The sequence below is a fragment of the Streptomyces sp. NPDC031121 genome, assembly GCF_055570615.1.
The window spans coordinates 160758-187064 of sequence record NZ_JBVIGV010000013.1; the positions used below are offsets into that span (position 1 = coordinate 160758).

A 26307-nucleotide genomic window follows, 5' to 3' on the forward strand; every position below is an offset into this window, starting at 1 on the left:
GCCCGTTGTCAGTGGCCGAAGGTAGTTTCGAGGGAGTTGGAAGGGCCGTTCTCCCCGAGGAGCCATCATGACCGTCAACCGTGTGCAGCCGCCGCTCAGGGTGGTGCTGACCGATCTCAACGCGCAGGTGGTCCGGGCGTGGCGGGCGGCGTTCGCCGACACCCCGGAGATCGAGATCCGCCAGGGCTCGATCCTCGACGAGGACGTCGACGCCTGGGTCACCCCGACCAACTCCCGCGGCCGGATGGACGGCGGGGTCGACGCCGTCATCAAGCGGCACCTCGGCGCCGGGATCCAGCTGCGCGTGCAGCGCGCCATCCGGGACGGCTTCGCGGGGAGCCTGCCCGTCGGCAGCGCCGTCTGTGTGCCGTCGGGGGCGGACAGGCCCCGGTTCCTGATCTCCACGCCCACCATGGAGCAGTCCTCGCAGAACGTCGGCCACACGCTGAACGTGGCCCTCGCGTGCGCGGCCGCGTTCCAGGCGGTCCACCGGCAGAACCGGGTCAGCCCCGGCAGCATCCGGTCGGTGGCGCTGGTCGGGATGGGCGCGCAGACCGGCCGGGTCCCGGCGCAGGTGTGCGCCAACCTGATGTGGACCGGCTACACGCTCTTCAACGACCACTGCTTCGACACCTGGGACGACCTGCGCAGCACCGTCACAGGGCAGCTCACCGACATCGACAGCGCCCCCGCCACGACGCGGGTGCGGATCGTGCCGCCGGCGCGGCCTGGATTTCGCCACTGACACCGACACCCCCGCCGTTCCCCCGTCCGGTACGAACCCTGGGAGCCCCTCCCCCATGAGCGACGCCAACACCCCTGCCGGCCCCCATGACCCGCTGGGCCTCACCGAGCTGTTCAAGGGCGGCGGTGAGCCGTGGCTTCCGCTGCTGAAACCCGTCATCGAGGCCCAGCCCGATGCCGCTTCGTACATAGGCAAGGGTCGCAGCCAGGAGATCGTCCCCGTCCGCGAACTGACCTTCCAGGCGCTCAAGCCGCACCCGCCGCACAAGTGGAAGGTCGTCGTCTTCGGGCAGAACCCGTACCCGCGGCCGGAGAGCGCCACCGGCATCGCCATGTTCGACAACACCTTCCACGACTGGAAGGACAGCCAGTTCGGCCGGGTCGTCAGCATCCGCTGCATCATCAAGGCGGCGGCGATGTGGAAGTACGGGATACCGAAGAAGACGCCGATCGCCGACGTGCGGGCGCTGCTGAAGGAGAAGGACACCGTCCAGCCGCCGGAGTGGTTCCAGGCGATGCTGACGCAGGGCGTGCTGCTGCTGAACGCGTCGATGACCGCCAGCAGCGACGGGGCGAAGCCGACCGACTGGCACACCGCGTTCTGGCGTCCGGTCGCCGAGCGGATCGTGGAGGAGATCCTCAAGGCCAAGCAGGACGCCGACGAGGAGGACCGCGGCGTCGTGTTCGCGTGGTGGGGCGCCCACGCCCGCGCGCTGAAGCGGGTCGTCACACGGCTGCAGAAGAAGTACCCCGGCGTGGACGTCCGGCACATCGACCACCCCAACCCGGCCGCACAGGGCGACGTCTTCTGCGAGGGCGACCACTTCGCCGTGGTGAACGAGGCGCTGGCGTCGCTGGGCGCCGAGCCGGTCGACTGGCTGCCGAGCAAGGGGTGGAACGAGGGCGCGCCGGGCGGCGGCACGGACGACGGCACGGCCGCGCGGATGGGGGCCTTCATCGCCTCCACGATGGAGCTGCACCAGCTGTACCTGGAGCGGCTCGCGAGCGTCAAGGACGAGGGGCTCGTCCTCCCGCCGGTCACAGGCGTGTTCGACACGCCCCTCATGGGCTTCCGGGACGCCGTCGGCCCCGTCGCCTCGCTGCTGCCGAACCTCGGCCGGCACGTGGAGCAGTCGTACGAGTTCGGCAAGGCGCGGGCCGACGGGGCGGCCGGCGGGCTGGACGCCGACGCGATAGCCGCCCTGTACCTGTACACCTGCCCGTCGGCGTTCTACCGCGAGATCAACGCGGCGCTGCGCTCCCCGGACCGCTCCAGGGTGGCGCCCTACCTGCCGTACCTGCGGCTGCTGTTCTCGGCGGTGTCCGGGCTTCCGGCCCGTACGGAGCCGCTGTGGCGGGGCGTGCCGCTGGACCTGCGCGGGCAGTACCCGCCGGGCCGGACGGTGACCTGGTGGGGCGTGTCGTCGTGCACGTCGGAGCCGGGGGTCGCGCGGGCGTTCCTCGGAAGCCGCGGCAGGCGCACGCTGTTCGAGGTCACGCCCGCCCGGGCGGTGGGCATCCGCAGCTTCTCGGCGTTCACCGGCGAGGAGGAGTACATCCTCGCTCCGGGCACCCAGCTGAAGGTGACGTCGGTGAAGGCCGAACGCGGCGGCCTGTGCACGGTCAAGCTGACGGAACTCGACGAACAGAGCCTCGTCTCCTGAGAGGGAAGGCGTCGTGCGGTGGTCGCGCCGGGTGGGGGCTCCCCCGCCCTGCGGCCCGGGCCGCCGTGTTCCTGGTCACGCCGCCGGCGGCGGCCCGTGACCGCGGCCGGGGCCCGGCCCGTGCGCCCGGTCAGACCGGCAGGTGCGGGGCGGCCGCCAGCAGGACGTGGCGCTCGTCCGCCGTCAGCCCGCCCCGGACCCCGTGGGGGATCCGCGCGGCGAGGGCCTGGCGGCGGCACGGGATGCGGACGGGGCAGCCGCCGCAGACGGCCTTCGCGGCCTCCTCGCGGGCCCGCGTGACCGCGGCCGGCTCACGGGCGACCCTGGCGAAGACGCCGCCTTCCGCACCCCGGCACGCCCCGTCCAGCGGCCGGTCGCACCGCTGCTCGAACGATCCGGACACCGGCAGGGATGCGATCTCGGCCACAGGGCTGCTCCTTCGGGTGGAGGGCGGCCGCCATGGCCGCCCGGTGTTGCGCGTATCACCGGATCCGGCGCGTCCATGCATGGCCGCACCTGGGAAATCAGGGCGTGATCCGGGGCTTTTCCCATCCCCCGGAGGGTGGGGTAGCCTCCCGTTCGGTACGGGCCCGCGCCCTGACGCGTCCGGTCGGCGGTGGCCGCCGGGCGGGCGGGACGCACAGGATCGACAGCCGGCCAACGGCCCGGCGTTCTACGGAGGCGACGTTCTGATGGCTGGCGCGACACCGCCCGACGAGGGTGCGGAACTGGCCCAGGGATCCGTCACCGGACCCTCCCAGGTGGGCGAGCCCGAGCTGCGGCTGCTGCTCGCCGGGCTCACCGCCGTACGCGACGGCGACTTCGGGATCCGGCTGCCCGCCGAGGCCGACGGGCTCCTCGGCGAGATCTCCACGGTCTTCAACGGCATGGTGGACCAGCTCTCCCTCTTCACCTCCGAGGTGACGCGCGTCGCACGCGAGGTCGGCACCGAGGGCCGGCTCGGCGGCCAGGCGCAGGTGCCGGGCGTCTCGGGCACCTGGGAGGACCTCACCGACTCCGTCAACGCGATGGCCGGGAACCTCACCACCCAGGTCCGCGACATCGCGCAGGTGGCCACCGCCGTCGCGAAGGGCGACCTCTCCCAGAAGATCACCGTGGACGCGCGCGGGGAGATCCTGGAGCTGAAGGACACCGTCAACACGATGGTGGACCAGCTCAGTTCGTTCGCCGGCGAGGTGACGCGCGTCGCCCGCGAGGTCGGCACCGAGGGCATCCTCGGCGGCCAGGCCGACGTCCAGGGCGTCTCGGGCACCTGGCGGGACCTGACCGACTCGGTGAACTTCATGGCCGGCAACCTGACCAGCCAGGTCAGGGCGATCGCCCAGGTGGCGACGGCCGTCGCCGAGGGCGACCTGTCGCAGAAGATCACGGTGACGGCGCGCGGCGAGATCCTGGAGCTGAAGGACACCATCAACACGATGGTGGACCAGCTGTCGGCGTTCGCCGACGAGGTGACGCGCGTCGCCCGCGAGGTCGGCACCGCCGGCAACCTGGGCGGGCAGGCCACCGTCCGCGGTGTCTCGGGGACCTGGAAGGACCTCACGGACAACGTCAACGTGATGGCCTCCAACCTGACGGGGCAGGTCCGCTCCATCGCGCAGGTGGCGACAGCCGTGGCCAAGGGCGACCTGTCGCAGAAGATCACGGTCGAGGCCAAGGGCGAGGTGGCGGTCCTCGCGGGCGTCATCAACACCATGGTGGACACCCTGTCGGCGTTCGCCGACGAGGTGACCCGCGTCGCACGCGAGGTCGGCACCGAGGGCATCCTCGGCGGCCAGGCCCGGGTGCCGAACGTGGCGGGGACCTGGAAGGACCTCACCGACAACGTCAACTTCATGGCGCACAACCTGACCAGCCAGGTGCGCAACATCGCCCAGGTCACGACGGCCGTCGCGAACGGCGACCTCACCCGCAAGATCGACGTGGACGCGCGCGGCGAGATCCTGGAGCTCAAGACCACCATCAACACGATGGTGGACCAGCTCAGTTCGTTCGCCGCCGAGGTGACGCGCGTGGCGCGCGAGGTCGGCAGCGAGGGCCGGCTCGGGGGCCAGGCCGAGGTGGAGGGCGTCTCCGGCACCTGGAAGCGTCTCACGGAGAACGTCAACGAGCTGGCCGGGAACCTCACCCGCCAGGTGCGCGCCATCGCCGAGGTCACCAGCGCCGTCGCGGCCGGCGACCTGACCCGCTCCATCACCGTCGACGCCTCGGGCGAGGTGGCCGACCTCAAGGACAACATCAACTTCATGGTGGAGTCCCTGCGCGAGACCACCCGCGCGAACGAGGAGCAGGACTGGCTGAAGACCAACCTGGCCCGCATCTCGGCCCTGCTCCAGGGGCAGCGCGACCTGAAGCTCGTCGCCGAGTCGATCATGGACGAGCTGACACCGCTGGTGTCGGCGCAGTGCGGCGCGTTCTACCTGGCGGAGGAGAGCCGCGAGGGCACGGTCCTGCAGCTCGTCGGCTCGTACGCCTTCCCCGACGGCACGCGGCCGACGCGGTTCCGGCTCGGCGAGTCCTTCGTCGGGCAGGCCGCCCGCGGCAAGCGCCCCATCGCGGTCGACGCGCTCCCGGCGGGCTACCTCGCCGTCTCCTCCGGGCTCGGGCAGACGGAGGCGCTGTCGCTGATCGTGCTGCCGATCGTGGTCGAGGGGCAGGTCCTCGGCGTGATCGAACTGGCCTCGGTGCGGCCGTTCACTCAGGTCCACCGCGACTTCCTGAACCAGCTGATGGAGGCGATCGGGGTGAACGTCAACACGATCATCGCGAACGCCCGGACAGACGAACTCCTCGGCGAGTCCCAGCGGCTGACCGCCGAACTGCAGGCCCGCTCGCAGGAGCTCCAGGCCCGTCAGGAGGAGCTCCAGGCCTCCAACGCCGAGCTGGAGGAGAAGGCGGAGCTGCTCGCGGCGCAGAACCGCGACATCGAGACGAAGAACCTGGAGATCGAGCAGGCCCGCCAGGAGCTGGAGGAGCGGGCGCACCAGCTGTCGCTGGCCTCCACGTACAAGTCGGAGTTCCTGGCCAACATGAGCCACGAGCTGCGCACCCCGCTCAACAGCCTGCTGATCCTGGCGCAGCTGCTCGCGCAGAACCCGACGCGGAACCTGACGGCCAAGCAGGTGGAGTACGCCGGCATCATCCACTCCGCCGGCTCCGACCTGCTCCAGCTCATCAACGACATCCTCGACCTGTCGAAGGTGGAGGCGGGGAAGATGGACCTCACCCCGGAGACGGTCCCCCTCGCCAGGCTCCTCGACTACGTCGAGGCGACGTTCCGGCCGATGACCGGCCAGAAGAGCCTGTCGTTCACCGTGCACACCTCGCCGGAGGTGCCGTCCGAGCTGGTCACCGACGACTACCGGCTCCGCCAGATCCTGCGCAACCTGCTGTCGAACGCGGTGAAGTTCACGGAGCAGGGCAGTGTCGGGCTGCACATCGAGCCGGCCGACGAGGCGCGCATCCCGGAGATCGTGCGCCGCGGCAGCGGCCCGGTCCTCGCGTTCCGCGTGACGGACACCGGCATCGGCATCGCCCCGCAGCACCTGGAGACCGTCTTCGGCGCCTTCCAGCAGGCCGACGGGACGACCAGCCGCAAGTACGGCGGAACGGGCCTCGGCCTGTCCATCAGCCGCGAGATCGCCTACCTCCTCGGCGGTGCCATCACCGCCGAGAGCACCCTCGGCAAGGGCAGCACCTTCACCCTCTACCTGCCGGTCACCCAGCCCGACTTCGCCGAGGTCGCCGCAGTGGACGCGGGAGCGCCCCGGGAGCTGGAGGCCGGCGGCCCGGACCATGGCGCCCAGGAGGCGGGCCGGACCGCGGTGGAACCGGCCTCCGCGCCGACGCCGCTGCAGCCGCGCCGCCTCCTCGTGGTCGAGGCGCGCCCCAAGGGCCTGCTGTCGCTGGTGGCGGAGAACGCCGTCGGCGACCTGCCGCACCACGCGGACGCGGCGGGCCGCCGGGAGGTGGAGATCATCACCACGGTCGGCGCCCAGGAGGCCGCGGCCACCCTGGCCACCAGCCCCTGCCACTGCGTCGTCCTCGAACTGGACCTGCCCGACGGGGCGGCCGTCGGCCTGCTGGAGGAGATGGAGCGGGACCCTGCCCTCCAGGGCGTGCCCGTACTGGCCCACAGCAGCCGCGGCACCGCGGCGCACGACGCCCGGCTGCTGCACGAGCGGGACGGCTCCGGCCTGCTGGAGCTGATCACGGGGCTGGACGAGCTGCGCGAGCGCATCGCCCTGCACATGGGCGCGGACCGGCCCGGCGACGTGCTGCCGCTCACCCGCCGGACGGAGACCGGCTCGCCGTGGGACCCCGAGGTCGACCCCTCGCTGGCCGGCCGCACCGCGCTCGTCGTCGACGACGACGACCGCAACCTGTACGCGATCACCGGGATCCTCGAACTGCACGGCATGCGGGTGCTCCAGGCGGAGAACGGCCGGGCCGCCCTCGACGCCCTCGCCACGCACCCGGGCATCGACGTCATCCTGATGGACGTGATGATGCCGGAGATGGACGGGTACGCCGCCACCTCCGCGATCCGCTCCATGCCCGAGCACAGCGGGCTGCCCATCATCGCCGTCACCGCCAAGGCGATGATCGGCGACCGGGAGAAGAGCCTCGCCTCGGGCGCCAGCGACTACGTCACCAAGCCGGTCGACGCCGGCGAGCTGATCAGCCGGATCAAGCGGCACCTGGCCTCCTGACGCCGGGCCGGCCGACAGCAACCGAAGGACCGCGAGGAGTCGAGCAGTGCACCAGTCCCAGGATCCGCGAGACGGCGCCGGCCGCGCGAGGACCTCGCCCAGCCCCGGCGCGATCCGGATCGGGGCGCAGCGGGACAGCGCGGCGGCTGCCGTACCGGCTCCGGGGTCCGCCGCGGCGCAGGCCCGGGAGGGCGCCGAGGGCAGCGCCGTCGGCCGTCTGGCGAGCACCGTGGAGCGGCTGCGGCGGGAGCTGGAGCAGGCGCACGCCGACGCCGCCGGGCGGGCGCTCGTCGAGATGGCCGTCGGGGTGCTGGTGGAGCGGCTGCACTGCGGGCCCTCCGAGGCCTCGGCGCAGCTCGCCGACCTCGCGGAGAAGGCCGGCGTCACGCCGCTCGTCCTCGCCGCGGACCTCGTCAACCAGGCCGCCTCGGACCGGATCTCGGCGATCGCCCGGGACTTCGTCACCGCCTCGGCCGCCGCGCCGGCCGCGGACTCCGTCGGCGTCCGCCTGCGCAGCGCCGAGGCGCACGCCCTCGCGGAGCGGGACACCGAGGCGGTCGCCCGCTCGATGCTGGAGCACGCGCTGCGGCCGCTGGGCGCCGCCGCGGTCGCCGTGTGGGCCGCCCACCCCGACCAGTCCCTGTCGCTCGCCGGCAGCGCCGGATTCGGCGCCGAGGAGGCCCACCGCTGGCGGCACGTGCCGCCGGGCGTGCCGACCCCGGCGCGGCGCGCCCTCGACCGGCGGGCCCCCGTCGCGTATCCGGCGCTGGCGGACGCCGGACTGCCCTCGATCGGCCAGCACGCGATCGGCGGCGGCCGCCTCGCCGTGCCGGCGGGCATCGGCGGGCGGCTCACCGGTGTGCTGGAGGTGTGCTGGAACGACCGGCTGCCCGAGCAGTCCCAGCCGCTCCAGCGCCAGTTCGAGGCGCTGGCCGAGCTGTGCGCGGCGACCCTGGAGACGTGGGCCGACAGCGGCCCCGCGGGCCGCGAGCACCACGACGCGCAGCTCGACGGGGTACGGGCGCTCGCGGACGGCCTGCTGGACCCCTGCCTGGTCCTGCAGGTGGCGCCCGAGGGCGGCGAGGTGCCGCTGCAGTTCACCATCCGGCACGCCAATCCCTCGTTCGTGGACTTCGCCGGGCGGCCCACCAGCGCCATCGTGGGCTCGCGGCTGCTGGAGGCGTACCCGCTCGCCGCGGAGGCCGGCGGGCTGCTGGAGGCCGCCGAGCACGTCTTCGTCACCGGGGAGCCCTTCCGGACCGGGGGCATGACGCTCTCCGCGCTGGTCGGCGGGGTGCCGCTGAGCACCCGCGCCAAGGTCAGCATCAGCCGGCACGGCAGCCACCTCCTGGTGGTGTGGCGCCTCGACGACGGCACGCCGCGCGTCGCCCGGCTGCTCCAGCACGCCCAGCGCCTCGGCCGCATCGGCGGCTTCGAGGAGAACCTGCACACCCGTCAGATCGCCTGGAACGAGGCGGTGTACGAGCTGCACGGCCTGCCGCCCACCGCGCTGCCCATCCCGCTGGAACAGCTCGCCGACCACGCCCACCCCGACGACCGGCACACCATCGGCCGCTTCCTGCGCACCCTGCTGCACCACCGGCGGCCGGCCTCGACGGCGTTCCGCCTCCAGCGGCCCGACGGCGTCGCCCGCCACATCCGGGTGGTGGCCGAGCCCGTCCACGACCCCGACAGCCGGCTCAGCGTGGTCCGCGGCGCCTACCAGGACATCTCCTCCCAGCACTGGACGGAGGTGGCCCTGGCCGCCACCCGCGACCAGCTCGCGCAGACGGAGCAGGAGGCCGCCGAGCGCAGCCGCCTCGCCCGCCAGCTCCAGCAGGCGATCATGCCACCGGTCCGCGGGCCCGTGCACCTGGACGACCTGCACGTCGCGGTCCGGTACCGGCCCGCCGAGAAGGACCACCTCGTGGGGGGCGACTGGTATGACACCCTCACCCTGCCGTCCGGGGAGATCCTGCTGTGCGTCGGGGACGTCGCCGGGCACGGCATCGAGGCCGCGACCGGCATGGTGGCCCTGCGCAATGCCCTGCGCGGGCTCGCCGCGACGGGCGCGGGCCCCGCGCAGCTGCTGACGTGGCTCAACAGCATCACCCACCAGCTGACCGAGAACCTCACCGCCACCGCGGTGTGCGGGCTGTACGACCCGGCCACGCGGCGGCTGCGCTGGGCGCGCGCCGGCCACCTGCCGCCCGTCCTGCTGCGCGGCGGCCGGGCGGAGACGCTGCCCCAACTCGGCGGGATCCTCCTGGGCGTTCTGGACCAGGCCGAGTACGAGGAGACCGAGATCCGGCTGCGGCCCGGCGACCTGCTCGTCCTGTACACGGACGGGCTGATCGAGCGCCGCGACCAGTCCCTCCAGGCGTCGCTGACCAATCTGATCGCGCTGTCGGAGAAGGCGGGCGGCGGGGACGGCCGCCCCACGGACCTGGAGGCCCACCTGGACCACCTGCTGCGCTACAGCCGCGCGGACACCGACGACGACACGTGCCTCGTCGGCGTGTTCGTGCGGGAGCGGGAGAACGGCGAAGGGCCCGGCACCGAGTGACGTCCGCCGCTTCTCCGAACTTCCCGCCCCGGACGCGCATCGTTCGCCCGTTCGGGGGTATCCGGGGGCGGAACGCCCACCGTCCCGCCGGAGGAACCCGTATGGCCGCGCCCCGCGACGCCCCCTGCCGTCAGCCGGCTGCGGCCGGGGCTTGGCCGTGCGGGGGCGGCTTGCGTAAAGTCGAGGGGCACTCTCTGGAGGAACGACACCCATGCCAGCCGAGAACAAGCAGGGAGCCGGTATGACGACCGGACACCCGCAGGAGGCACCGCTCACGGTGCAGGTCCGCCACACGCAGGGCCGCGAAGCGGTGTGCCGTGTCGCGGGGGACCTCGACATCGAGACGCTCGCACCCGCGCAGGAGTCCCTGTCGGGGCTGCTCGGGCAGGGGCCGCCCGTCCTCGTGGTCGACCTCGAGGAGGTCGGGTTCTGCGACTCGTCCGGCCTGAACCTGCTGCTCAGGACGCGCTCGGCGGCCCTGGAGGCGGGCATCGACTTCCGCCTGGCCGCGGTCGCCCCGACGGTCATGCGCGTGCTCGAACTGACCGGCGCGCGCGCCGTCTTCTCCATTCACGACTCGGTCGACGCGGCCCTCGCCGTATGACCGGCCCGTCCGTCCGCGCACCCGGGGGGCATAATCCGAGCGCGCCGGGGCATCCGACCGGACGAACCGCAAACACGGCCATCACGGCACGCCTGACTCGGAGGGGTACCCGCACATGACGACCAGCCCGGGCACCCTTGACGACGGCCGCCCCGAGGAGAGCATGCTGCCTCCGGGCGGCCAGCGACGCCGCATGCCGCTGGCCGGACTGCCCAAGCCGGTGGCGCGCGCCCGCGGATTCACCTCGCAGGCGCTCGACGACTGGTCGTGGTCCGCGGCCTCGTACGGGGTGGACCAGGGGGTGGTGGAGGACATCGTCCTCGTCGTGGCCGAACTCGTCGCCAACGCCATGCTGCACGCGGGCGGCCCGCTGGAACTGGTCCTGGACGCCACGCCCTCCAGGCTGCGGGTGGAGGTGAGCGACGGCGACCCGGCGCTGCCGGCACCGCGGCGCCCCCACCAGCCGGCCCTGCCCGGCGGGCACGGGCTGTTCATAGTCCAGCGGACCTCCGACCGCTGGGGCGCCGAACGGCACGGCATGGGCAAGACGATCTGGGCGGAGTTCGACGTCGCCCGGCTGGCGCCCGGCCGCCGCTGAGCCTTGTAGGACCGTCAGACGGTACGAGCACGCTGCCGCGGACGCGGCGGGCCGGTGGGCGCACTCCGCCCGTCGGCCCTTTCGCATGACCGTGCAGCTCCCGGCCGGGCGCGGCGCGCCGCCGTACCCCCCCCCCCCCGCAGAGCAGCGCACCGGCGCGGTACGCCGTGTACCGCGCCGGTGCGCTGTGAGGGGCCCGCGGGAGGCGGTCAGGAGGCGAGCATGCCCTCCCGCAGGCGGGTGAGGATCCGCGAGAGCAGGCGGGAGACCTGCATCTGCGATATGCCGAGTTCGGCGCCGATCGCGGCCTGGGTCATCTCGCTGCCGAACCGCATGGCGAGGATGCGGCGGTCGCGGTCGTCCAGGCGGGCGAGCAGCGGGGCGAGCGTGGTGAAGTCCTCGAAGAGCTCCATGGCGGGGTCGGTCTCGCCGAGCGTGTCGGCGAGGGTGCGGCGCCCGGGCCGGGCGGATCCGGGCTGCGCCTCGGAGTCCGCGGCGGCGTCGAGGGACTCCGAGGTGTAGCCGTTGGCGGCGACCATGCCCTCGATCACGTCTTCCTCGCCGATGCCGAGGTCGCCGGCGATCTCGGCGACCGTCGGGGAGCGGCCGAGGAGGTCCGAGAGCGCCTCCTGGCTCTTGGCGATCTCGGTGCGGAGCTCCTGGAGCCGCCGAGGCACGTGCACGGCCCAGGTGGCATCGCGGAAGTACCGCTTGATCTCGCCCACGATGAACGGCAGGGCGAGCGTCGTGAACTCGACGCCGCGGTCCGGGTCGAACCGGTCGATCGCCTTGATGAGCCCGATGGTGCCGACCTGCACGATGTCGTCCAGCTCCACCCGGCCCTGGCCGGTGCGGTTGCGGAACCTGCGCGCGGCGTAGTGGACCAGCGAGATGTTCATCTCGATGAGGGTGCCGCGCACGTACTGGTACTCGCTGGTGCCCTCCTCCAGGGAGCGGAGGCGGACGAGGAACAGCTTCGACAGCTCGCGCGCGTCGGCCGGCGCCATCTCGCGCGGCTGCGTGTGGGGCGGCAGCAGGTCGAGGGAGCCTGCGGTTCCTCCGGCTCCCGGGTCCGCTCCCCGTACCGCCTCGTCGAGGTCGGCCGGGCGGACGGACTCGGCAACTGCTGCGGAGCGAAGCATGGTGGGCCCTTTCTGCTGACGGCGGACGGCTTTCCGCGCCACTGCCCCGCATCCGCGTCCGTAAGCGGTCCGGCTCCGCTTTTCCTCGCGGAGGGGGCCGGATTTCGCCATGTCCGGCGCCCCTGGGGGCGCCGAGGGCCTTCCCGGGGGGCGCTAGCCGGCCGCCCGGGTGTCCGCGACGACACGCATCGTGCGCAGCGAGGAGTCGGCCGCGTCCGGGACGATCACGCCGTGGGCGATGCCGCTGCGCAGGTAGTCGACGATCTCCTCGGTGATCACCTCGCCCGGGGCGACGGCGGGGACGCCCGGCGGGTAGGGGCTGAGCAGCTCGGCCGCGATCCGGCCCGCGGCCCGCTCGGCGGGTACGTGCTCGGCCGGGGCGAAGAACGCGTCCCTTGGCAGCATGGCCTGTTCCAGCTCCAGGTCGGAGGGGGCGGGCAGGTGGACGGGCGGCTGCTGTTCGAGGGAGTCCGCGTGGTCGGCCAGGGCCCGGAGTGCGGCGATCAGCGTCTCCTCGGTTGCGTCGTCGTCGGCGTGGGTGATGGACGCGCTGATGCGGCAGGTGTCGGAGCCGCCCACGTCGACGTGCCGGTGGGTGCGCAGCCATTCGGCGGCCTGCATGCCGCTGATGCCGAGCGCGCGGACGTCGATGACGAGTTTGAGGGGGTCGAAGCCGGCGGCGAGCCCCTCGTCGACGACCTCGCGGTCCATGAGCCGCAGTCCGGGGATGTCGCGGACGGCTGCGCGGATCCGCTGCACGCGGCGCAGGGCCGTCCCGAGCAGTTCGCGGCCCTGCTCGGCCATCTGGCGCCGCCAGCCGTCCAGGGTGGCGTAGACGAGGGTGGAGGCGCTGGTGGTGGCCAGCAGGTCCTCGCGCTGGGCGAGCACCTCGGGGGAGATCCGGTCGTACTGGAGGTGGAAGACGGAGCTCTGCTCGATGGCACCGCCCATCTTGTGGACGCTGGTGACGACGAGGTCCGCCCCGTGGTCCATGCCCCAGGGCGGCAGGTCGGGGTGGAAGGGCAGGTGGGCGCCCCAGGCCTCGTCGACGATGAGCGGGACGTCTGCGTCGTGGCAGGTGCGGGCGACCGCGTCGATGTCGGCGCAGGTGCCCCAGTCGGTGGGGGTGATGAGGAGCATGCCCTTGGCGTCGGGGTGCTCCTTGAGGCGGCGGCGGACGTCGTCCGCTTCGGGCGGGTGGGCGAGGTGGCGCTCGGTGTCGAACTTCGGGTGGACCCAGACCGGCTCGACGCCGTTGATGACGACGGCCGAGATCACCGACTTGTGGGCGTTCCGGGAGAGCAGGAGCTTCTCGCCGGGGCCGGCGGCGGCCAGCATGGCGGTCTTCACGGACAGGGAGCTGCCGCAGGTGGAGAAGAAGGCGTGCTCGGCGCCGACGGCGTCGGCCATCAGCTCCTGCGCCCGGTCGAGGACGCCGCGGGACTCGCGCCGGTCGTCCAGGCCGTTGAGGAGCAGGACGTCGGAGCGGAAGAGGCCGAGGCCGAGCGCCTCCGCGACCCGGGGGTCGGTTCCCCGGCCCTGCTTGTGGCCGGGCGGGCCGTACACGACGTCGCCGCGCCGCCGGAACTCCTCCAGGGCTTCCAGTACCGGAGCACGCGAATGGTCCATGGTTCCTCCCGGTGGTCGTGGTGCGGGCCGTTCCCGGCGGCGGTGCGGCCGGCGGGCTCCCCACGCGTCTTGCCCGGCGCTTCCGGGCGAAACACGGGCGAACCGGAGGGGGGCCGTTCGGGCGGCGGCGGTGTGCTGTGAGGCCGGGCGGGTAGGCGCGGCAGCGGTCGGCCCGATGCCGTCCCGTACTGCCGGAGGAAGCCATGCCGTGCACCCCGAACGACCGCGTCGTCTACCGCGACGGCCGGGAGGAGCCGCAGCGGGGGCGGATCCAGGAGGTGCGTGACGAGGGCCCGCACGCCGTGTACCGCATCCGGAACGACGCGACCGGCGAGATCCAGGTGATCACCCAGGAGCAGATCGCCGGCGGCGCGGCCGCCGCCGAGGCCGGCTGAGCCGTCCGCGAGCGCCGAGGACAGGAGCCCCCGTGCGACGCGGGGGGACAGGATCGCCGAACCGTGGGGCAGCCGCACCCCCTACGGGCGGCACGCGCGGTTGCCCGCGCGGCAGGACACGCGGGGGTGCGCGCCGCAGGTCCTGAACGCCGTGTGAGGGCGGCGCCGCATCCGGCGGGCCGCCGTCAGCGTGCCGGCGCCGAGTGGATCAGGCGGATCTCCGCGGTCCGGTATCCGGCGCGGGCGAAGGCGGCCGCCATCGGCGCGTTCCCCGTGTCCGTGGTGGCCGTGATGCGCTCCGCGCCGGCCTCGGCCTGGAACCGGGTGATCCAGGCGAGGATCTCGTCGACGTGGCCCCGGCCGCGCATCTCCGGCACGACGCCGAGGTAGCCGACGTTGCGGTGGTACGGGGTCGCCGACGGCACGGCGAGTCCGGCGAGTTCGCCGGCGGGGGTCCGGGCGAGGCGCCACCACGCGCGCTCCCCCGGGCAGGAGAGGTAGAAGTCCATGTCGGCGCGCGCCGTCGCCTCGGCCCCGTCGCGGGCCAGGCCGCGGCGGGTCTCCTCGTCCAGGCTGCCCTCCGCGACGCGCCGGAACGCGTCCAGGAACTCCTCGTCGGAGCCCTCGTGGAAGACGAGCCGCCCGGCGGGCTCCGCCACCCGGCTCTCCGGGGTCCATTCGAGGCGCAGCCGCTCCACCTCGTCGGTCAGGCCCGCGGCGCGCGCGGCGGCGGCCCGCCAGGCCGCGGCGGCGGCGACGTCGGGCCGGTCGCGCCAGTCGGAGGGCAGCGCCAGGTTGTACAGCGGGGGTGCCGGCGCGCCCTGCGCCGCGAAGGCGGCCACGCCCGCCTTGACCAGGCCGGCGGCGAGGGCCGCCCGGTCCGGTACGGAGGCGTCCACGTGCAGGCAGTCCAAGGCTATGGGGTGTTCGCTGTCGGACCGCCCCCACCACAGGGCACGGCCGACGATGCGGTCGCCGTCCTCGGCGATCCAGGACCACTCGGGCCGGTACATGCGCTGCGCGAGCTCGTCGCGGTAGCGGTCGGCGGAGATCGAGCCGACGGGGTCTCCGACGGCCACCGCGGCGACGCGGTCGATGTCGGCTTCGGCGGCGGAGCGGAACGGCATGCGGTCTCCCGGGGGGCGCCGGTCGGCGCGGTGTGCGGACGGTGGTGCCGCGGCCTGTTCGCGGCCGCGAGGCTCCATGATCACCGAGGGGGCCGGGTGTCCGCACCCCGGTATCGGAGACGCCCGGCCGGGCGTCTCCGCGGCTCCGGCCGCGTGCGCCTGGCACGCCCCGGCGGTCCGCGTTTCTGCTACGCCCTGGAGCCCCCGTACCTGACCTGGTCGGTCATCGGCCGCGACGGCGCCGTCACCCGCGGGCCGACGCCCGTCGACGGCGCGGACGAGCCGGTGATGATCCACGACATGGCGCTGACCGGCCGGTACGTGGTCCTGGTCCTCGCGCCCGCCTTCTTCGACCTGCGCGCGGCCGCGGCCGGGGGCTCCTTCCTCGCCTGGCGGCCCGAGCGGGGCACGCGCGTGGCGCTGGTGCCGCGGGACGGCGGCCCGGTGCGGTGGGCGGAGGGCGAGGCCTTCTGGATGTGGCACACCGTCAACGCCTACGACGACGGCGGCGGGGCGGACGCCGCGGTCGTCCTGGACTACGTGGAGTGGAGCCGGCTGTCCCTGGGCGGCCGCGACGGGGAGGCGGGCGGGGACGGCGCGGGAGAGGTGACCGGCGGGCCGGCCCGCGCCCGCATCGACCCGGGCTCCGGCACCATGTCCCGCACGCTGCTGGACGACTGCCGGGTGGAGTTCCCGCGCATCGACGACCGGCTCCTCGGCCGGCCCCACCGCTATGCCGCGTTCGCCACCGGGACGGGCCGGGCGGACCTGCTGCCGGGCGAGTACGACGCGGTGCGCTGGTACGACACCGCCACCGGCGCGTCGCGGGTGTGGCCGGCGGGCGGCCTCGCGGTCGGCGAGCCGGTCTTCGCGCCCGAGCCGGGCAGCGGGTCCGAGGAGCGCGGGTACTGGCTGACCTTCGCCACCGACCGCACCGACGGCACGAGCTGGTTCCTCGTCTTCGCGGCCGAGGACCCGGAGTCCGGACCGGTGGCCCGCGCCCGGATCCCCGTACGGGTCCCGCTGGGCCTGCACGGCTGCTGGCTGCCCTCGGACGGCGGCTGAACGGCGGGCCGGCGGCGCCCGCCCGCCGGCCACCGTGTACCTGGGTACACCCCGGTTCGGCATCCCGGACCAGTGCCGTCGCGCTCCCGGCACGGGATCGTCGGCGGCATGCGAATGACACGTGTGGACGCCGGGATCGGCGCATGTTTTCTTCTTGTCGCCTTCTGCGGGGCCGGGCTGCTGGGCGCGGTGCAGCCTGCGACCGGCGTGCCGGCCGGGGTGGTGCAGCTGACCCAGTTCGGTCCGGCTCTGGGCGTCGCGGCCGCCGCACTGCTGTGGCCGCGGCGTGTGCGCCCGCTGCTCGCGGGCGCCGACCGGCCCCGCCGGCCGGGACGAGGCGCCGGACGGACCGGGGGGTTGCTGCTCCTGACCGCGCCGCTGGTCGTCGCGGCGAGTGCCGGCGCGTACGCGGTGCTCGGCGGGAACGCGGGCCCCGTGCGGCCCGAGGCGCCGTTCGCGCTGATCGCCGCCGCCCAGCTGGTCGGCGCGTGCGGTGAGGAGATCGGGTGGCGGTGCCTGCTCCAGCCGCTGCTGCGCGGCCGGTTCGGCGCGCTGACGGCGTCGGTGCTGGTGGGCGCCGTCTGGGGCGTCTGGCACGTCCAGGTCTTCGCCCGGCACCCGGTGTACGCGGGGGCGTTCCTGCTGGCGGCGGTCGCCATGTCCGTCGTGATGGGGTGGGCCCTGGAAGGGGCCGGTGCCTCGCGGCTGCTGCTCGCGGGCGGGTTCCACGCGCTCGTCAACCTCGGCATGCTGCTCCTCATGGACGAGGAGGGCGGGGCGGTCCTGCCGATGGTGCTGTTCGGGCTGTCCTGCCTGGCCGCCGCGGTCGTGTGGACCGCCTGCGGCGCCGGCCGGCGGGGCGGGCAGGCGGCCTCCACCCCGGCCGCCGTCTCCGGGCCCGGAGCCGCTACGCTCCCCGTGATCACCGATGACGTCCGATAGACGACCCCGCGCCTCCCTCGCCCGCGCCGTCCGCGCCCTGGGCCGCTGCCAGTTGGCGAGCCTGCACGCCATCGCCGTGTCCGCGGCCGGCTCGCTGGTCGTGCTCGGCGTGCTCCTGCTGCCGGTGGGCGTCGGCTTCCGGCTGCTGCCGCCGGCCGCACGGCTCCTGCGGAGGCTGTCCGACCGCTCCCGCGCGCGGGCCGCCGCCTGGACCGGCACCGCGATCGTCCCGCCGGACCCGCTGCCCGCGCCGCCGCCCGACCCGCGCAGGGCGGGCGCGCCCGGGCGGGCGGCGCGGGCCGTCCTCGCGGACGAGGGGTTCTGGCGCGACCTGGCATGGGCCTGGCTGGAGCCGGCAACGGGCGGGCTCCTGGTCGCCGTCCCGCTCGCGCTCGTCGAGTACGGGGCGTTCGGCGCGCTGATCCAGCCCTTCGTGTGGCGGCGCCTGGGCGAGGGCAACTGGTACGCGTTCGTACCGGTCCACAGCACCGCCGGCGCCGGCGCCGCCCTGCTGCTCGGGCTGGCGTTCGCGGCGGCGGGGCTGCTCGCCGCGCCCGCCGTCCTCCGCCTGCACGCCCGGCTGGGCCGCAGGCTGCTCGCGGCGCCGCGCAGCACCCGGCTCACCCGGCGGATCGAGCAGCTGACCGACAGCCGCGGCCGCGCCCACGACACGCTGGCCGCCGAACTGCGGCGTATCGAGCGCGATTTGCACGACGGACCGCAGGCGCGGCTGGTGGCGCTCGGCATGACGCTGGACCGGGCCGGCCGGCTGCTGGAGGCGGATCCGCCGGCAGCGCGCGAACTGCTGCGGGAGGTGCGGAGCACCTCCGAGCGGGCCCTGCAGGAGTTGCGGGACCTGGTGCACGGCATCCACCCGCCGGTGCTCGCCGACCGCGGCCTCGGCGACGCCGTCCGGTCGCTCGCCCTCGACAGCTTCCTCGACGTCCGTGTCGAGGGCGGGCTGCCGGGACGGCTCCCCGCGCCCGTCGAGTCCGCGGCCTATTTCGCGGTGAGCGAGGCCCTGGCGAACGCGGCGAAGCACGCCCGCGCCCGCGAGGTGCGCGTGTCCCTCGCGTACGGGGCGGGCCTGCTCCGCATCGCCGTGGCCGACGACGGCCGCGGCGGCGCCGACCCGGCGCGGGGCACCGGACTGGCCGGGCTGCGGCGGCGGTTGGATACCTTCGACGGAACCCTCGCCCTGCACAGCCCGCCGGGCGGACCGACCACCGTGACGCTGGAGATACCGTGCGCGTTGTCCTCGCCGAAGACCTCTTCCTCCTGAGGGACGGGCTGACCCGGACCCTCCGGGAGCACGGGTGCGAGGTCGTCGCCGTCGACAACGGCCCGGCCCTGCGGCAGGTCCTGCTCGACGAGACGGTCCCCGCCCCGGACGTGGCGGTGGTGGACGTGCGGCTGCCGCCGACGTTCACCGACGAGGGCCTCCAGGCGGCCCTCGAAGCGCGCCGCCGGCGGCCGGGCCTGCCCGTCCTGGTCCTCTCCCAGTACGTGGAGCAGCTGTACGCGCACGAGCTGCTGGCCGGCGGCGAGGGTGCCGTCGGGTACCTGCTGAAGGACCGCGTCACCGACACCGCGCAGTTCGTCGACGCCGTGCGCCGGGTCGCCGCGGGCGGCACGGTGATGGACCCGCAGGTGATCTCGCGGCTGCTGTCGCGCGGGGAGGCCCGCGGGACGACCGACGGCCTGACGGGGCGTGAGCGGGACGTCCTGGAGCTGATGGCGGCGGGCAGGTCGAACGCGGCGATAGCGAGCGGACTGCACATCAGCGAAAGCGCGGTCGCCAAGCACACCGCGGGGATCTTCGCGAAGCTGGGCATCGGGCCGTCGGCGGACGACAACCGCCGGGTGCTGGCGGTGCTGGCCTATCTGAAGCGGTGAGCCGCGCCGCCGCGTCAGGCGACGGCCGGCCGCTGGGCGGACAGGCGGGCCAGGTGGGCCTCGCGGAGGTCCTCCCAGGGCGTGCAGTCCTCCGGTGCGGGGAGCCCGTTGGCGGCGATGTCCTCCAGGGCGGCGGCGAACCGGTCGGCGCCGGCCCGGGTGCGGGCGGCGTACGCGCGCACCGCGTCGGCGGCCGCGGGGTCCAGCTGCTGCCGGGCGGCGGGGGCCGGCTGTTCGCTCATCGGGAGCTCCTGGGAGTTCAACTGGCTGGCCCCCTTACGGTATCGCCCGGCCCGGCCCGCGGCGGCCGGTACGCGGGATCCGGGCCTCGGCGGTGCCTCCGGCGGACCCGCCCCCGCGTGCTGCCGTCCGGTGGCGCCGGCCCGGCCGCGGGTGGAGACGGGTGACATGCGTCGGCAAATGCGCGGGCCGCGCCCGGGCTGTCCGTACGGTGTGGGCAGGTGGTGACCGTCACGCTCCCGGGGTGACCCCGGGCCAGGAGGTGTGCAGTGCGGCGATGGCGGGCTCTGATGGTGCTCGGTACCGCGCAGTTCCTCATGGTCCTGGACACCTCGGTCATGAACGTATCCATCAGTGCGCTGGTGGAGGACTTCGACACCGACGTCACCGCCATCCAGGCCGTGATCACCCTGTACACGCTGGTGATGGCGGCGTGGATGATCACGGGCGGGAAGATCGGCGACATGGTGGGCCGCCGCCGCGCCTTCACCGTGGGGCTGTGCGTCTACGGGGTGGGCTCGGCCATCACGGCGGTCTCGCCGGAGCTGTGGGTCCTGACGATCGGCTGGTCGGTCGTCGAGGGCCTGGGGGCCGCCCTGGTCCTCCCGGCTCTGGCGGCCCTCGTCGCCGGCGCCTACCAGGGCCGGGACCGGGCCGTGGCGTACGGGGTGATCGGGGGGCTGGCCGGGGCGGGCATCGCGGTCGGGCCGCTGCTGGGCGGCTGGGTGACGACGTATCTGACCTGGCGCGTCGTCTTCGCCTGCGAGGTCGTGATCGTGGCGGCGCTGCTGTGCGTGGTGCGGTGGGTGGGGGAGCCGCCGCGGCCCGCCCGGCCGCCCCGCCTCGACGGGGCGGGCGCGGTCCTGTCCGCGCTCGGGCTGGGCGGGGTGGTGCTCGGCATCCTGCAGAGCGGGACGTGGGGGTGGCTGGAGCCGCGCGACGCGCCGTTCACCGTCTTCGGCTTCTCCCCCACCCTCTTCGTCGTCACCGCCGGCGGCGTCCTGCTGTGGCTGTTCCGGATCTGGGAGCGGCGGCGCGAGTCCCGCGGCCGGGACGCGCTCGTCGACTTCTCCCTCTTCGGCGTCCCGCCGCTGCGGGCGGGGCTCACGATGCTGCTGGGCCAGAACCTCATCCTGCTCGGCCTGTTCTTCGTCATCCCGCTGTACCTGCAGATCGTGCAGGGGCTCAACGCCTTCGAGACGGGCCTGCGGCTGCTGCCCGTGTCCGTCATGATGTTCCTCTCCGCGATGAGCGGCCCGCTGCTGGGCCGGGTGGCCGCCCCGCGCACGGTGGTGAGGGCCGCCCTCGCCGTCCTGCTCGCCGCCATCGTGTGGCTGCTCGCGGCGATCCGGCCGGAGCTCGGCGACGCCTCCTTCGCCGGCGCGATGGCCCTGCTCGGCGTCGGGATGGGCCTGCTCGCCTCCCAGCTGGGCAACGTCGTGCAGTCGAGCGTCGGGGAGGACCGGCGCAGCGAGGCCGGCGGCCTGCAGTACACCGCGCAGAACCTGGGATCCTCGCTCGGCACCGCCCTCATCGGCTCGGTGCTCGTCGTCGCGCTCTCCACCGTCTTCGTCCGGCAGATCGAGGACAATCCGGCCATCTCCGACGCCGTGCGCGAGCAGACCGGCATCGCGATCGACCGCGGGGTCGGCTTCCTCTCCACCGACCAGGTGCGTACGGCGGTGGAGGGCTCCGGGGTGCCCGCGGCGGAGGCCGACGCGTACGTGGACGCGTACGCGCAGGCGCAGCTGCGCGGGCTGAAGACGGCGGTCCTCGCCGTCGGGGCCATCACCCTGGTCTGCCTGCCCTTCAGCCGCCGGCTGCCCGCGGAGCGGCCCGGCCGGCCGGAGAAGGCCCCGGCCGGGCCCTGACGTCCCCGGCGCCCGCCCGCGCCGTCCCCGCCGTCTGCTTCACCTGTGACGGGTGAGGCAGGCGGCGGTTGGCGGTGGGCACGGTGGAGGTCCGACCGGCCCGCCGCCGGGCCTGCGGCCGTGAACGCCGGCGCGCCGGGCGGCAGTGAGGAGGAAGCATGGACCCCACCGCACCGGGCCCCGGCGAGCGCGGGACCCCCGCCGCGGAACGCCCGCTGACCGCGCAGGAGCGCGCGGAGTACGAACGGCTGCGGAAGTCCGCCGCGGTGCGCCACCGGCGCCTGCGCTACACCGGCGCCACGGTCCTGCTCCTGCTGGCGCTGCTCCTGTCGCCGGTCGCGGTCATCGCGGCCTGGCTGCACAACACCATCTCCGACCAGGACCGGTACGTGCAGACGGTCGCCCCGCTCGCGGAGGACCCCGCCGTGCAGAACGCGGTGACCGACAAGCTGACCGCGGCGGTGGTCGCGAACGTCGACGTCAAGGCCGTCACCGAGGCGCTCCAGCGGGCCCTCCAGCAGGCCGACGCCCCGCCCCTGGTCGTGGAGAAGGCCGAGGCGCTGGAAGGACCGCTGAAGAGCGCCCTGACCTCCGCGGTCCGCACCGTGGTGTCCAAGGTCGTCACCAGCGACCAGTTCGAGACGGTGTGGACGGATGCCAACCGGCGTGCCCAGGCCGCGGTGGAGAAGGTGCTGACCGGTGAGGGGTCGAGCGCCGTCCAGGCCAGCGGCGACACGATCGTGCTGGACATCGGCACGCTGACCGACGAGCTCAAGCAGCGCCTGGTCGACTCCGGTTTCGAGAAGGCCTCCGCCATCCCCGAGGTGAACAAGCAGGTGCCGCTGCTCCAGGTCGACAAGCTCAACGAGGCCCAGGACGCGATGCGGCTGCTGAACACCCTCGGCGTGTGGCTGCCCATCGCCGTACTGGTACTGGCCGCCCTGGGCGTGTGGGCCGCTCCCGCGCACCGGGTGTGGCTGATGGCGACCGCCATCGGGCTGTTCGTGATGATGCTCCTGCTGCTCGTCGCCCTGGCCATGGCCCGGCGGATCTACCTCGACTCGGTCCCTCCGGCGACCCTTCCGCCGGACGCCGCGGCCGCCGTGTACGACACGTTCGTACGCTTCCTGCGGCTGAGCACGCGCACACTCCTGGTCCTGTCGGTGGTGACGGCGCTGGCCGCCTACCTGTACGGGCCCGGACGCGGCGCCCGGCTCGTGCGCAGGGCCGGCGTCCGGTCCACCGGCGCGGCCGGCCGCGGCCTCGAACGCCTGGGGATGCGCACCGGCTCCACGGGCCACTGGCTCCAGGAGCACCGCGCGTGGACGACCGGCCTGGTCATCGCCGGGGGCGCGGTCGCGCTGCTGCTGTGGAACTACCCCACACCGGGAGTGGTGGCCCTCGTGTTCGGCATCGTCGTCCTCCTCCTCGTCATCCTCGGCATCCTCGCGGCGGCCACGGGTGACGCGCACCGCGGCAGGGACGGGGACGGGGCGGGGCACGGGCCCGGCCTGCGCCCGGGATGAGGCTGCCCGCGGCCCGAGCCCGGCTGCGGCAGTTGACCGGCCGCCTCCTGGAGGTGAACCCCCTGGACAGCGCGTTCCGGCTGGCCGCCCAGACCTTCCTCGCCGCGATCCCCCTCCTCCTCGTGGTGGCGGCGTTCGCGCCGCCGCCGCTGAAGGAGCTGATGTCCGATTCGCTGAGCGCGGTGCTCGGCATCAGCGGGGACACCCTGCAGGAGGTGCGCACCGCGTACAACGCGAGCGGTGCGGTGCGCGACGCGTCGGGAGCCGTCGGGATCGTCGTGGCGATGCTGTCGGCGACCGCGGTGAGCCGGGCCCTGCAGGCCGTGTGCGAGCGGTGCTGGCACCTGCCCAGGGCGAGCATCCTCAGCGTGGCGTGGCGGTGGGTGGCCTGGCTCGCGGTGTGGCTGGTGGTGCTGTTCGTGCAGGCGCCGCTGCGCCGCGGATTCGGCCTGGGTCCGGCGCCGGGCTTCCTGCTGTCGCTGCTGGTGTCCGTCCTGCTGTGGTGGTGGACGCAGCACCTGATGCTGTGCGCGCGGATCGGCTGGATCCCGCTGCTGCCGGGCGCGCTGCTCACCGGGTCCGCAATGGTGCTCTTCGCGTACGCGTCGGGGGTCCTCATGCCGGTCGCGATGAGGCGCGGGTATGCCGAGTTCGGCATGCTCGGCCCGGTCTTCACGCTGCTGACCTGGCTGATCGCGGCGTTCGTGGTGGCCGTGGCCGGGCTGGCCCTCGGGCAGTGGGCCGGTACGTCCGCCTGGTACGCGCGGCTCACCTCCCGCGGGTGATCCGGCCGGGCCGTCCGTGCCGCACAGTCGGATCCGGCGCCCGTCGCGGGTGCCGGTCTCGGGGAACGCCCACGATCGGAGTGGAACCCATGACAACCACGCAGACGGGCCGGGAGGGGTACCACCCCTTCGCGAGCGGTCTGGTCGTCTTCGCATCCGTGATGCTGATCGTCTTCGGCATCCTCGACTTCTTCCGCGGCCTGATGGCCATCGCCCGCAACGACGTGTTCGTCAGCACGCCCAACTACATGTTCAAGTTCGACCTGACGGCCTGGGGGTGGCTGCACCTCGTCTTCGGCCTCCTCGCGGTCGCCATCGGCCTCGGCCTGATGAAGCCGTCGCGGTGGGCGCGGATCGGCGGCGTTGCGCTGGCGGGCATCCTGGTCATCGTCAACTTCCTGTCCCTGCCGTACTACCCGCTGTGGTCGCTCGTGGCGATCGCCATGTACTGCGCCGTCATCTGGGCCCTGTGCGTGGTGAGGACCCCGGACACCCCGTGACCCCGGGGGCCCGGGCCGCGAGGTCGCGGTGGGGCCGGCGCGGTGGGCGCGGCGCGCGCAGGTCAGCCGGTCGGCCGGAGCGTCCGGAGGGCCTGCCGGTAGGCGGGCAGCATCGCGTCGTGCTCCGCGGTGTCGAGGCCGCCCAGCTGGAGCACCACGGCCCTGCCGCCGGGGGTGACCACCGCCAGGGCGCGCTCCTTCTTCGGCTCGTCCAGCGGTGCCGTCTCGTAGGCGGCCTCCACCGCAGGCAGCGCGCCGCCCCCGGTGCCGGCCCGCAGGTCGGCGTAGGCGGGTGCGCCCTTGGCCCTCTCCCCGGCCATGAAGGCCTCCAGCACGCGGCGGGCATCGCCGGCCGCCGCGGGCGCATCGGCGACCCAGACACGCAGGAACCCGAGGTGCCCGGCGGGCTTGGCGTCGATCTCGCAGGCCAGGGTGGTGCCGCCCTGGCGGAACAGGGCGGCGAACTCCTCGTCGTCCGCGTGCGTGACGGCCTTCGGCTTCCAGTCCCGCGCCAGGTCGAAGGCGACGGGCAGCGTGCACGGGCTGCCGGCCGCTCCGACGGACCCCGCCGGCGGGGCCGCGGAGCCGGCGCCCGCGCTCGGGGCGGGCGTCCCCGCCGCCGAGGCCTCCGAAGCCCCCGCGCCGGCGGCGCCCTCCGGTTCCGCCGGCCCGCAGGCCGCCAACCCCGCCAGCAGGACGGCCGCCCCGACCGCCTTCACCCTTGCGCCTCGCACTGCCCGCACTCCCCCGCCGTGAGCCCCGAACGGTCGTCCGGAGCGCCAACGTAACAGCCCCGGGCGCGGAGTTCGGAGCGGGTCCGCCGGCGTGGCAAGGTGGGGGCATGGCCATCGATGTCCGTCCCGCGTCCGTGTTCGAGGACGTGCGGGCGCTGCTCGGACCGAAGTCGCCCGATGCCAACGTCTGCTGGTGCCTGAGCTACCGGGTCCCGTCCAAGGTGAACAACGGGCTCCGCGGTCCTGCCCGCGGCGAGTACGTCGCCGAGCTGTGCCGGAAGGGGCCGCCGCCGGGGGTGCTCGCCTACGACGGCGAGGTCCCGGTGGGGTGGGCCGCCGTGGCGCCGCGCTCGGACACCGCCTTCGCGCGGAGCCGCACCATCCCGCGCGTGGACGAGCTGCCGGTGTGGTCCCTGTGGTGCATCCGCGTGCGGCCCGGGCACCGCGGGCAGGGCGTCTCGCACGCCCTGATCGCGGGCGCGGCGGAGTTCGCCCGTGCGCAGGGCGCGCCGGCCGTCGAGGCGTATCCCCTTGACAGCGGCGACGCCAAGGTCGATCTGACGATGGCGTACCCCGGGCTGCGGAAGAACTTCGAGCGCGCCGGGTTCGTGTACCGCGCGGACACCTCCTCCGTCCTGGCCGGGCATCCGCGCGTGCTGATGCGGTTCGATTTGCGCTGACGGCGGGGCCGGTCACCGCCCGTCCGGGTCCCCTGGCCGGGCCTCCGCGGGGCCGGCGCCCAGGGCGATCACGGCGCGCGTCCGCATCGGCCCGTCGCCGCGGCGGGAGAGCACCGCGACCTCGTCCACGCGGGCGTGGAGCACGCCGATCCGGGCGGCGCACTCGGCGGCGAGCGGCTGCGGGGAGCGGGTCCGGCCCAGGGACAGGTGCGGGGTGAAGCGGGGGAAGCGGTCCGTGCAGGCGGGGAAGGGCTCGGCCAGCGCGGCCCGGAGGCGCGTCCAGGGCGTGCTGCCGGCCGCGGCGGGGTCGAGCCACACGGTGGAGGAGGAGCGGTGCCGGAAGGAGCGGACCCCGGCGAGCCGGGCGGCGAACGGCTCGCACGCGGCGGCCGCGGCGGCGAGCAGCGGCAGGGCGGCGGGGAAGTCCTCCTCCGGGACGAAGCCGAAGAGCAGGTTCACGTGCGGCGGCCAGCGGCGGATCTGCGGGTCGTGCTCCGCGCGGATCGCCTGGATGGCGGGCCACAGGGCGGCCGGGGGCAGCCACGCCACCGCGGTGCGCGGTGTGGGCGCGGATGCGAGGCGGCCGGGCGCGGCCGCCGGAACGGGGCGCCGGGGTACGGGCACGCCGCCATCATGGCCCGCGCCGGCCGGGTCCGCAGCCTGCCCGGGGCCCGGCCCGCCCGCACCGGCCGGGTGCGCGCGGGAGGCGGCCGCCTCCGGGGGGATCGGCACCGCGTTCCGGGGCACATGCGGAGCAGACAGGCCCATGGCTGGAGAAGGGGGTGTTTCGGATGACCGACGCCAGGCCTCTCGCCCTGGTCACGGGCGCGTCGAGCGGCATCGGCCTCGAACCCCGCCGGATGGCC

22 protein-coding genes and 1 pseudogene are annotated in these 26307 nt (G+C 74.5%); 16 read left to right on the top strand and 7 right to left on the bottom strand.

Annotated elements, in window-relative coordinates; genetic code table 11:
• The first annotated feature begins 67 nt into the window (after positions 1-67).
• On the top strand, positions 68-745 hold the full coding sequence (locus ACZ462_RS24625; protein ID WP_467804170.1) for a macro domain-containing protein: 678 nt from the start codon (positions 68-70) through the stop codon (positions 743-745).
• A gap of 55 nt (positions 746-800) precedes the next feature.
• A complete protein-coding gene (locus ACZ462_RS24630; protein WP_467804171.1) occupies positions 801-2408 on the top strand; it encodes an ADP-ribosyltransferase domain-containing protein in 1608 nt (535 codons plus the stop codon).
• A gap of 130 nt (positions 2409-2538) precedes the next feature.
• Here ACZ462_RS24630 and ACZ462_RS24635 read toward each other — a convergent pair whose 3' ends face one another.
• Positions 2539-2835, bottom strand: a complete 297-nt coding sequence (locus tag ACZ462_RS24635) for a WhiB family transcriptional regulator (protein WP_467804172.1) — start codon at positions 2833-2835, stop codon at positions 2539-2541.
• 265 nt (positions 2836-3100) lie between these two features.
• Between ACZ462_RS24635 and ACZ462_RS24640 the strand changes: the two genes are divergently transcribed.
• The 4 genes from ACZ462_RS24640 (at position 3101) to ACZ462_RS24655 (ending at position 10909) form a co-directional block, all read left to right on the top strand.
• Positions 3101-7141: a HAMP domain-containing protein gene (locus tag ACZ462_RS24640; RefSeq protein WP_467804174.1), complete on the top strand. Its 4041-nt coding sequence runs from the start codon at positions 3101-3103 to the stop codon at positions 7139-7141.
• 46 nt (positions 7142-7187) lie between these two features.
• Positions 7188-9707 carry a SpoIIE family protein phosphatase gene (locus ACZ462_RS24645; protein ID WP_467804175.1) on the top strand — a complete coding sequence of 840 codons (2520 nt, stop codon included), beginning with the start codon at positions 7188-7190 and terminating at the stop codon, positions 9705-9707.
• Positions 9708-9918: 211 nt separating this feature from the next.
• Positions 9919-10311, top strand: coding sequence for an STAS domain-containing protein (locus ACZ462_RS24650; RefSeq protein WP_467804176.1), 393 nt, complete (start codon positions 9919-9921; stop codon positions 10309-10311).
• A 115-nt stretch (positions 10312-10426) separates the two neighbouring features.
• Entirely contained in the window at positions 10427-10909 is a 483-nt protein-coding gene (locus tag ACZ462_RS24655) for an ATP-binding protein (protein WP_467804178.1), read from the top strand.
• A gap of 209 nt (positions 10910-11118) precedes the next feature.
• Here ACZ462_RS24655 and ACZ462_RS24660 read toward each other — a convergent pair whose 3' ends face one another.
• Together ACZ462_RS24660 and ACZ462_RS24665 are read right to left on the bottom strand one after the other, a co-directional pair.
• Positions 11119-12051, bottom strand: a complete 933-nt coding sequence (locus tag ACZ462_RS24660; RefSeq protein WP_467808407.1) for a SigB/SigF/SigG family RNA polymerase sigma factor — start codon at positions 12049-12051, stop codon at positions 11119-11121.
• 153 nt (positions 12052-12204) lie between these two features.
• Positions 12205-13680, bottom strand: coding sequence for an aminotransferase class I/II-fold pyridoxal phosphate-dependent enzyme (locus tag ACZ462_RS24665; RefSeq protein WP_467808406.1), 1476 nt, complete (start codon positions 13678-13680; stop codon positions 12205-12207).
• Positions 13681-13883: 203 nt separating this feature from the next.
• Between ACZ462_RS24665 and ACZ462_RS24670 the strand changes: the two genes are divergently transcribed.
• Positions 13884-14075 (top strand): hypothetical protein, encoded by a 192-nt coding sequence (locus tag ACZ462_RS24670; protein WP_467808404.1) that lies wholly within the window; start codon positions 13884-13886, stop codon positions 14073-14075.
• Between the two features lie 185 nt (positions 14076-14260).
• On the opposite strand, the gene ACZ462_RS24675 is transcribed toward ACZ462_RS24670, so the two are convergent.
• Positions 14261-15202, bottom strand: coding sequence for a GNAT family N-acetyltransferase (locus tag ACZ462_RS24675; protein ID WP_467808402.1), 942 nt, complete (start codon positions 15200-15202; stop codon positions 14261-14263).
• A 183-nt stretch (positions 15203-15385) separates the two neighbouring features.
• On the opposite strand from ACZ462_RS24675, the pseudogene ACZ462_RS24680 reads away from it, so the two are divergent.
• The 4 genes and pseudogenes from ACZ462_RS24680 to ACZ462_RS24695 all read left to right on the top strand — a co-directional run.
• A pseudogene (locus ACZ462_RS24680) lies at positions 15386-16267 on the top strand (carotenoid oxygenase family protein); the annotation flags it as partial.
• Between the two features lie 108 nt (positions 16268-16375).
• Complete coding sequence (locus ACZ462_RS24685; protein WP_467808401.1) at positions 16376-17209, top strand: CPBP family intramembrane glutamic endopeptidase; 834 nt, start codon at positions 16376-16378, stop codon at positions 17207-17209.
• Complete coding sequence (locus ACZ462_RS24690) at positions 17196-18491, top strand: sensor histidine kinase (RefSeq protein WP_467808399.1); 1296 nt, start codon at positions 17196-17198, stop codon at positions 18489-18491. Before ACZ462_RS24685 ends, ACZ462_RS24690 begins: the two co-directional genes overlap by 14 nt.
• Positions 18455-19105, top strand: a complete 651-nt coding sequence (locus ACZ462_RS24695; protein WP_125541021.1) for a response regulator transcription factor — start codon at positions 18455-18457, stop codon at positions 19103-19105. Before ACZ462_RS24690 ends, ACZ462_RS24695 begins: the two co-directional genes overlap by 37 nt.
• Positions 19106-19119: 14 nt before the next feature.
• On the opposite strand, the gene ACZ462_RS24700 is transcribed toward ACZ462_RS24695, so the two are convergent.
• Positions 19120-19347 (bottom strand): hypothetical protein, encoded by a 228-nt coding sequence (locus tag ACZ462_RS24700; protein WP_467808397.1) that lies wholly within the window; start codon positions 19345-19347, stop codon positions 19120-19122.
• Positions 19348-19635: 288 nt separating this feature from the next.
• Between ACZ462_RS24700 and ACZ462_RS24705 the strand changes: the two genes are divergently transcribed.
• From ACZ462_RS24705 to ACZ462_RS24720, 4 genes are all read left to right on the top strand, one after another.
• Positions 19636-21216: an MFS transporter gene (locus tag ACZ462_RS24705; RefSeq protein ID WP_467808396.1), complete on the top strand. Its 1581-nt coding sequence runs from the start codon at positions 19636-19638 to the stop codon at positions 21214-21216.
• A 158-nt stretch (positions 21217-21374) separates the two neighbouring features.
• Positions 21375-22742, top strand: a complete 1368-nt coding sequence (locus ACZ462_RS24710; protein ID WP_467808395.1) for a hypothetical protein — start codon at positions 21375-21377, stop codon at positions 22740-22742.
• 32 nt (positions 22743-22774) lie between these two features.
• Positions 22775-23527: a ribonuclease BN gene (locus tag ACZ462_RS24715; protein ID WP_467808393.1), complete on the top strand. Its 753-nt coding sequence runs from the start codon at positions 22775-22777 to the stop codon at positions 23525-23527.
• Between the two features lie 89 nt (positions 23528-23616).
• Positions 23617-24027 carry a DUF7144 family membrane protein gene (locus ACZ462_RS24720; RefSeq protein ID WP_467808392.1) on the top strand — a complete coding sequence of 137 codons (411 nt, stop codon included), beginning with the start codon at positions 23617-23619 and terminating at the stop codon, positions 24025-24027.
• Positions 24028-24089: 62 nt separating this feature from the next.
• Here ACZ462_RS24720 and ACZ462_RS24725 read toward each other — a convergent pair whose 3' ends face one another.
• The gene (locus ACZ462_RS24725) at positions 24090-24761 is read right to left on the bottom strand and encodes a lipoprotein (RefSeq protein ID WP_467808391.1); all 672 of its coding nucleotides are present in this window, start codon (positions 24759-24761) and stop codon (positions 24090-24092) included.
• A gap of 107 nt (positions 24762-24868) precedes the next feature.
• Here ACZ462_RS24725 and ACZ462_RS24730 point away from each other — a divergent pair, with 107 nt between their 5' ends.
• A complete protein-coding gene (locus tag ACZ462_RS24730) occupies positions 24869-25441 on the top strand; it encodes a GNAT family N-acetyltransferase (protein ID WP_467808390.1) in 573 nt (190 codons plus the stop codon).
• A 12-nt stretch (positions 25442-25453) separates the two neighbouring features.
• Here the strand turns inward: ACZ462_RS24730 and ACZ462_RS24735 are convergent, their stop codons facing one another.
• Positions 25454-26065, bottom strand: coding sequence for a 2'-5' RNA ligase family protein (locus tag ACZ462_RS24735; RefSeq protein ID WP_467808389.1), 612 nt, complete (start codon positions 26063-26065; stop codon positions 25454-25456).
• Positions 26066-26307: the final 242 nt, after the last annotated feature.

Bases quoted from the DNA above. Each gene is read 5' to 3' on its own strand.
- ACZ462_RS24670 (WP_467808404.1), top strand. From the start codon at position 13,884: ATGCCGTGCACCCCGAACGACCGCGTCGTCTACCGCGACGGCCGGGAG.
- ACZ462_RS24710 (WP_467808395.1), top strand. From the start codon at position 21,375: ATGGACCCCACCGCACCGGGCCCCGGCGAGCGCGGGACCCCCGCCGCG.
- ACZ462_RS24665 (WP_467808406.1), bottom strand. From the start codon at position 13,680: ATGGACCATTCGCGTGCTCCGGTACTGGAAGCCCTGGAGGAGTTCCGG.
- ACZ462_RS24625 (WP_467804170.1), top strand. From the start codon at position 68: ATGACCGTCAACCGTGTGCAGCCGCCGCTCAGGGTGGTGCTGACCGAT.
- ACZ462_RS24640 (WP_467804174.1), top strand. From the start codon at position 3,101: ATGGCTGGCGCGACACCGCCCGACGAGGGTGCGGAACTGGCCCAGGGA.
- ACZ462_RS24655 (WP_467804178.1), top strand. From the start codon at position 10,427: ATGACGACCAGCCCGGGCACCCTTGACGACGGCCGCCCCGAGGAGAGC.
- ACZ462_RS24630 (WP_467804171.1), top strand. From the start codon at position 801: ATGAGCGACGCCAACACCCCTGCCGGCCCCCATGACCCGCTGGGCCTC.
- ACZ462_RS24660 (WP_467808407.1), bottom strand. From the start codon at position 12,051: ATGCTTCGCTCCGCAGCAGTTGCCGAGTCCGTCCGCCCGGCCGACCTC.
- ACZ462_RS24650 (WP_467804176.1), top strand. From the start codon at position 9,919: ATGCCAGCCGAGAACAAGCAGGGAGCCGGTATGACGACCGGACACCCG.
- ACZ462_RS24720 (WP_467808392.1), top strand. From the start codon at position 23,617: ATGACAACCACGCAGACGGGCCGGGAGGGGTACCACCCCTTCGCGAGC.
- ACZ462_RS24705 (WP_467808396.1), top strand. From the start codon at position 19,636: ATGGTGCTCGGTACCGCGCAGTTCCTCATGGTCCTGGACACCTCGGTC.
- ACZ462_RS24690 (WP_467808399.1), top strand. From the start codon at position 17,196: ATGACGTCCGATAGACGACCCCGCGCCTCCCTCGCCCGCGCCGTCCGC.
- ACZ462_RS24685 (WP_467808401.1), top strand. From the start codon at position 16,376: ATGCGAATGACACGTGTGGACGCCGGGATCGGCGCATGTTTTCTTCTT.
- ACZ462_RS24730 (WP_467808390.1), top strand. From the start codon at position 24,869: ATGGCCATCGATGTCCGTCCCGCGTCCGTGTTCGAGGACGTGCGGGCG.
- ACZ462_RS24675 (WP_467808402.1), bottom strand. From the start codon at position 15,202: ATGCCGTTCCGCTCCGCCGCCGAAGCCGACATCGACCGCGTCGCCGCG.
- ACZ462_RS24700 (WP_467808397.1), bottom strand. From the start codon at position 19,347: ATGAGCGAACAGCCGGCCCCCGCCGCCCGGCAGCAGCTGGACCCCGCG.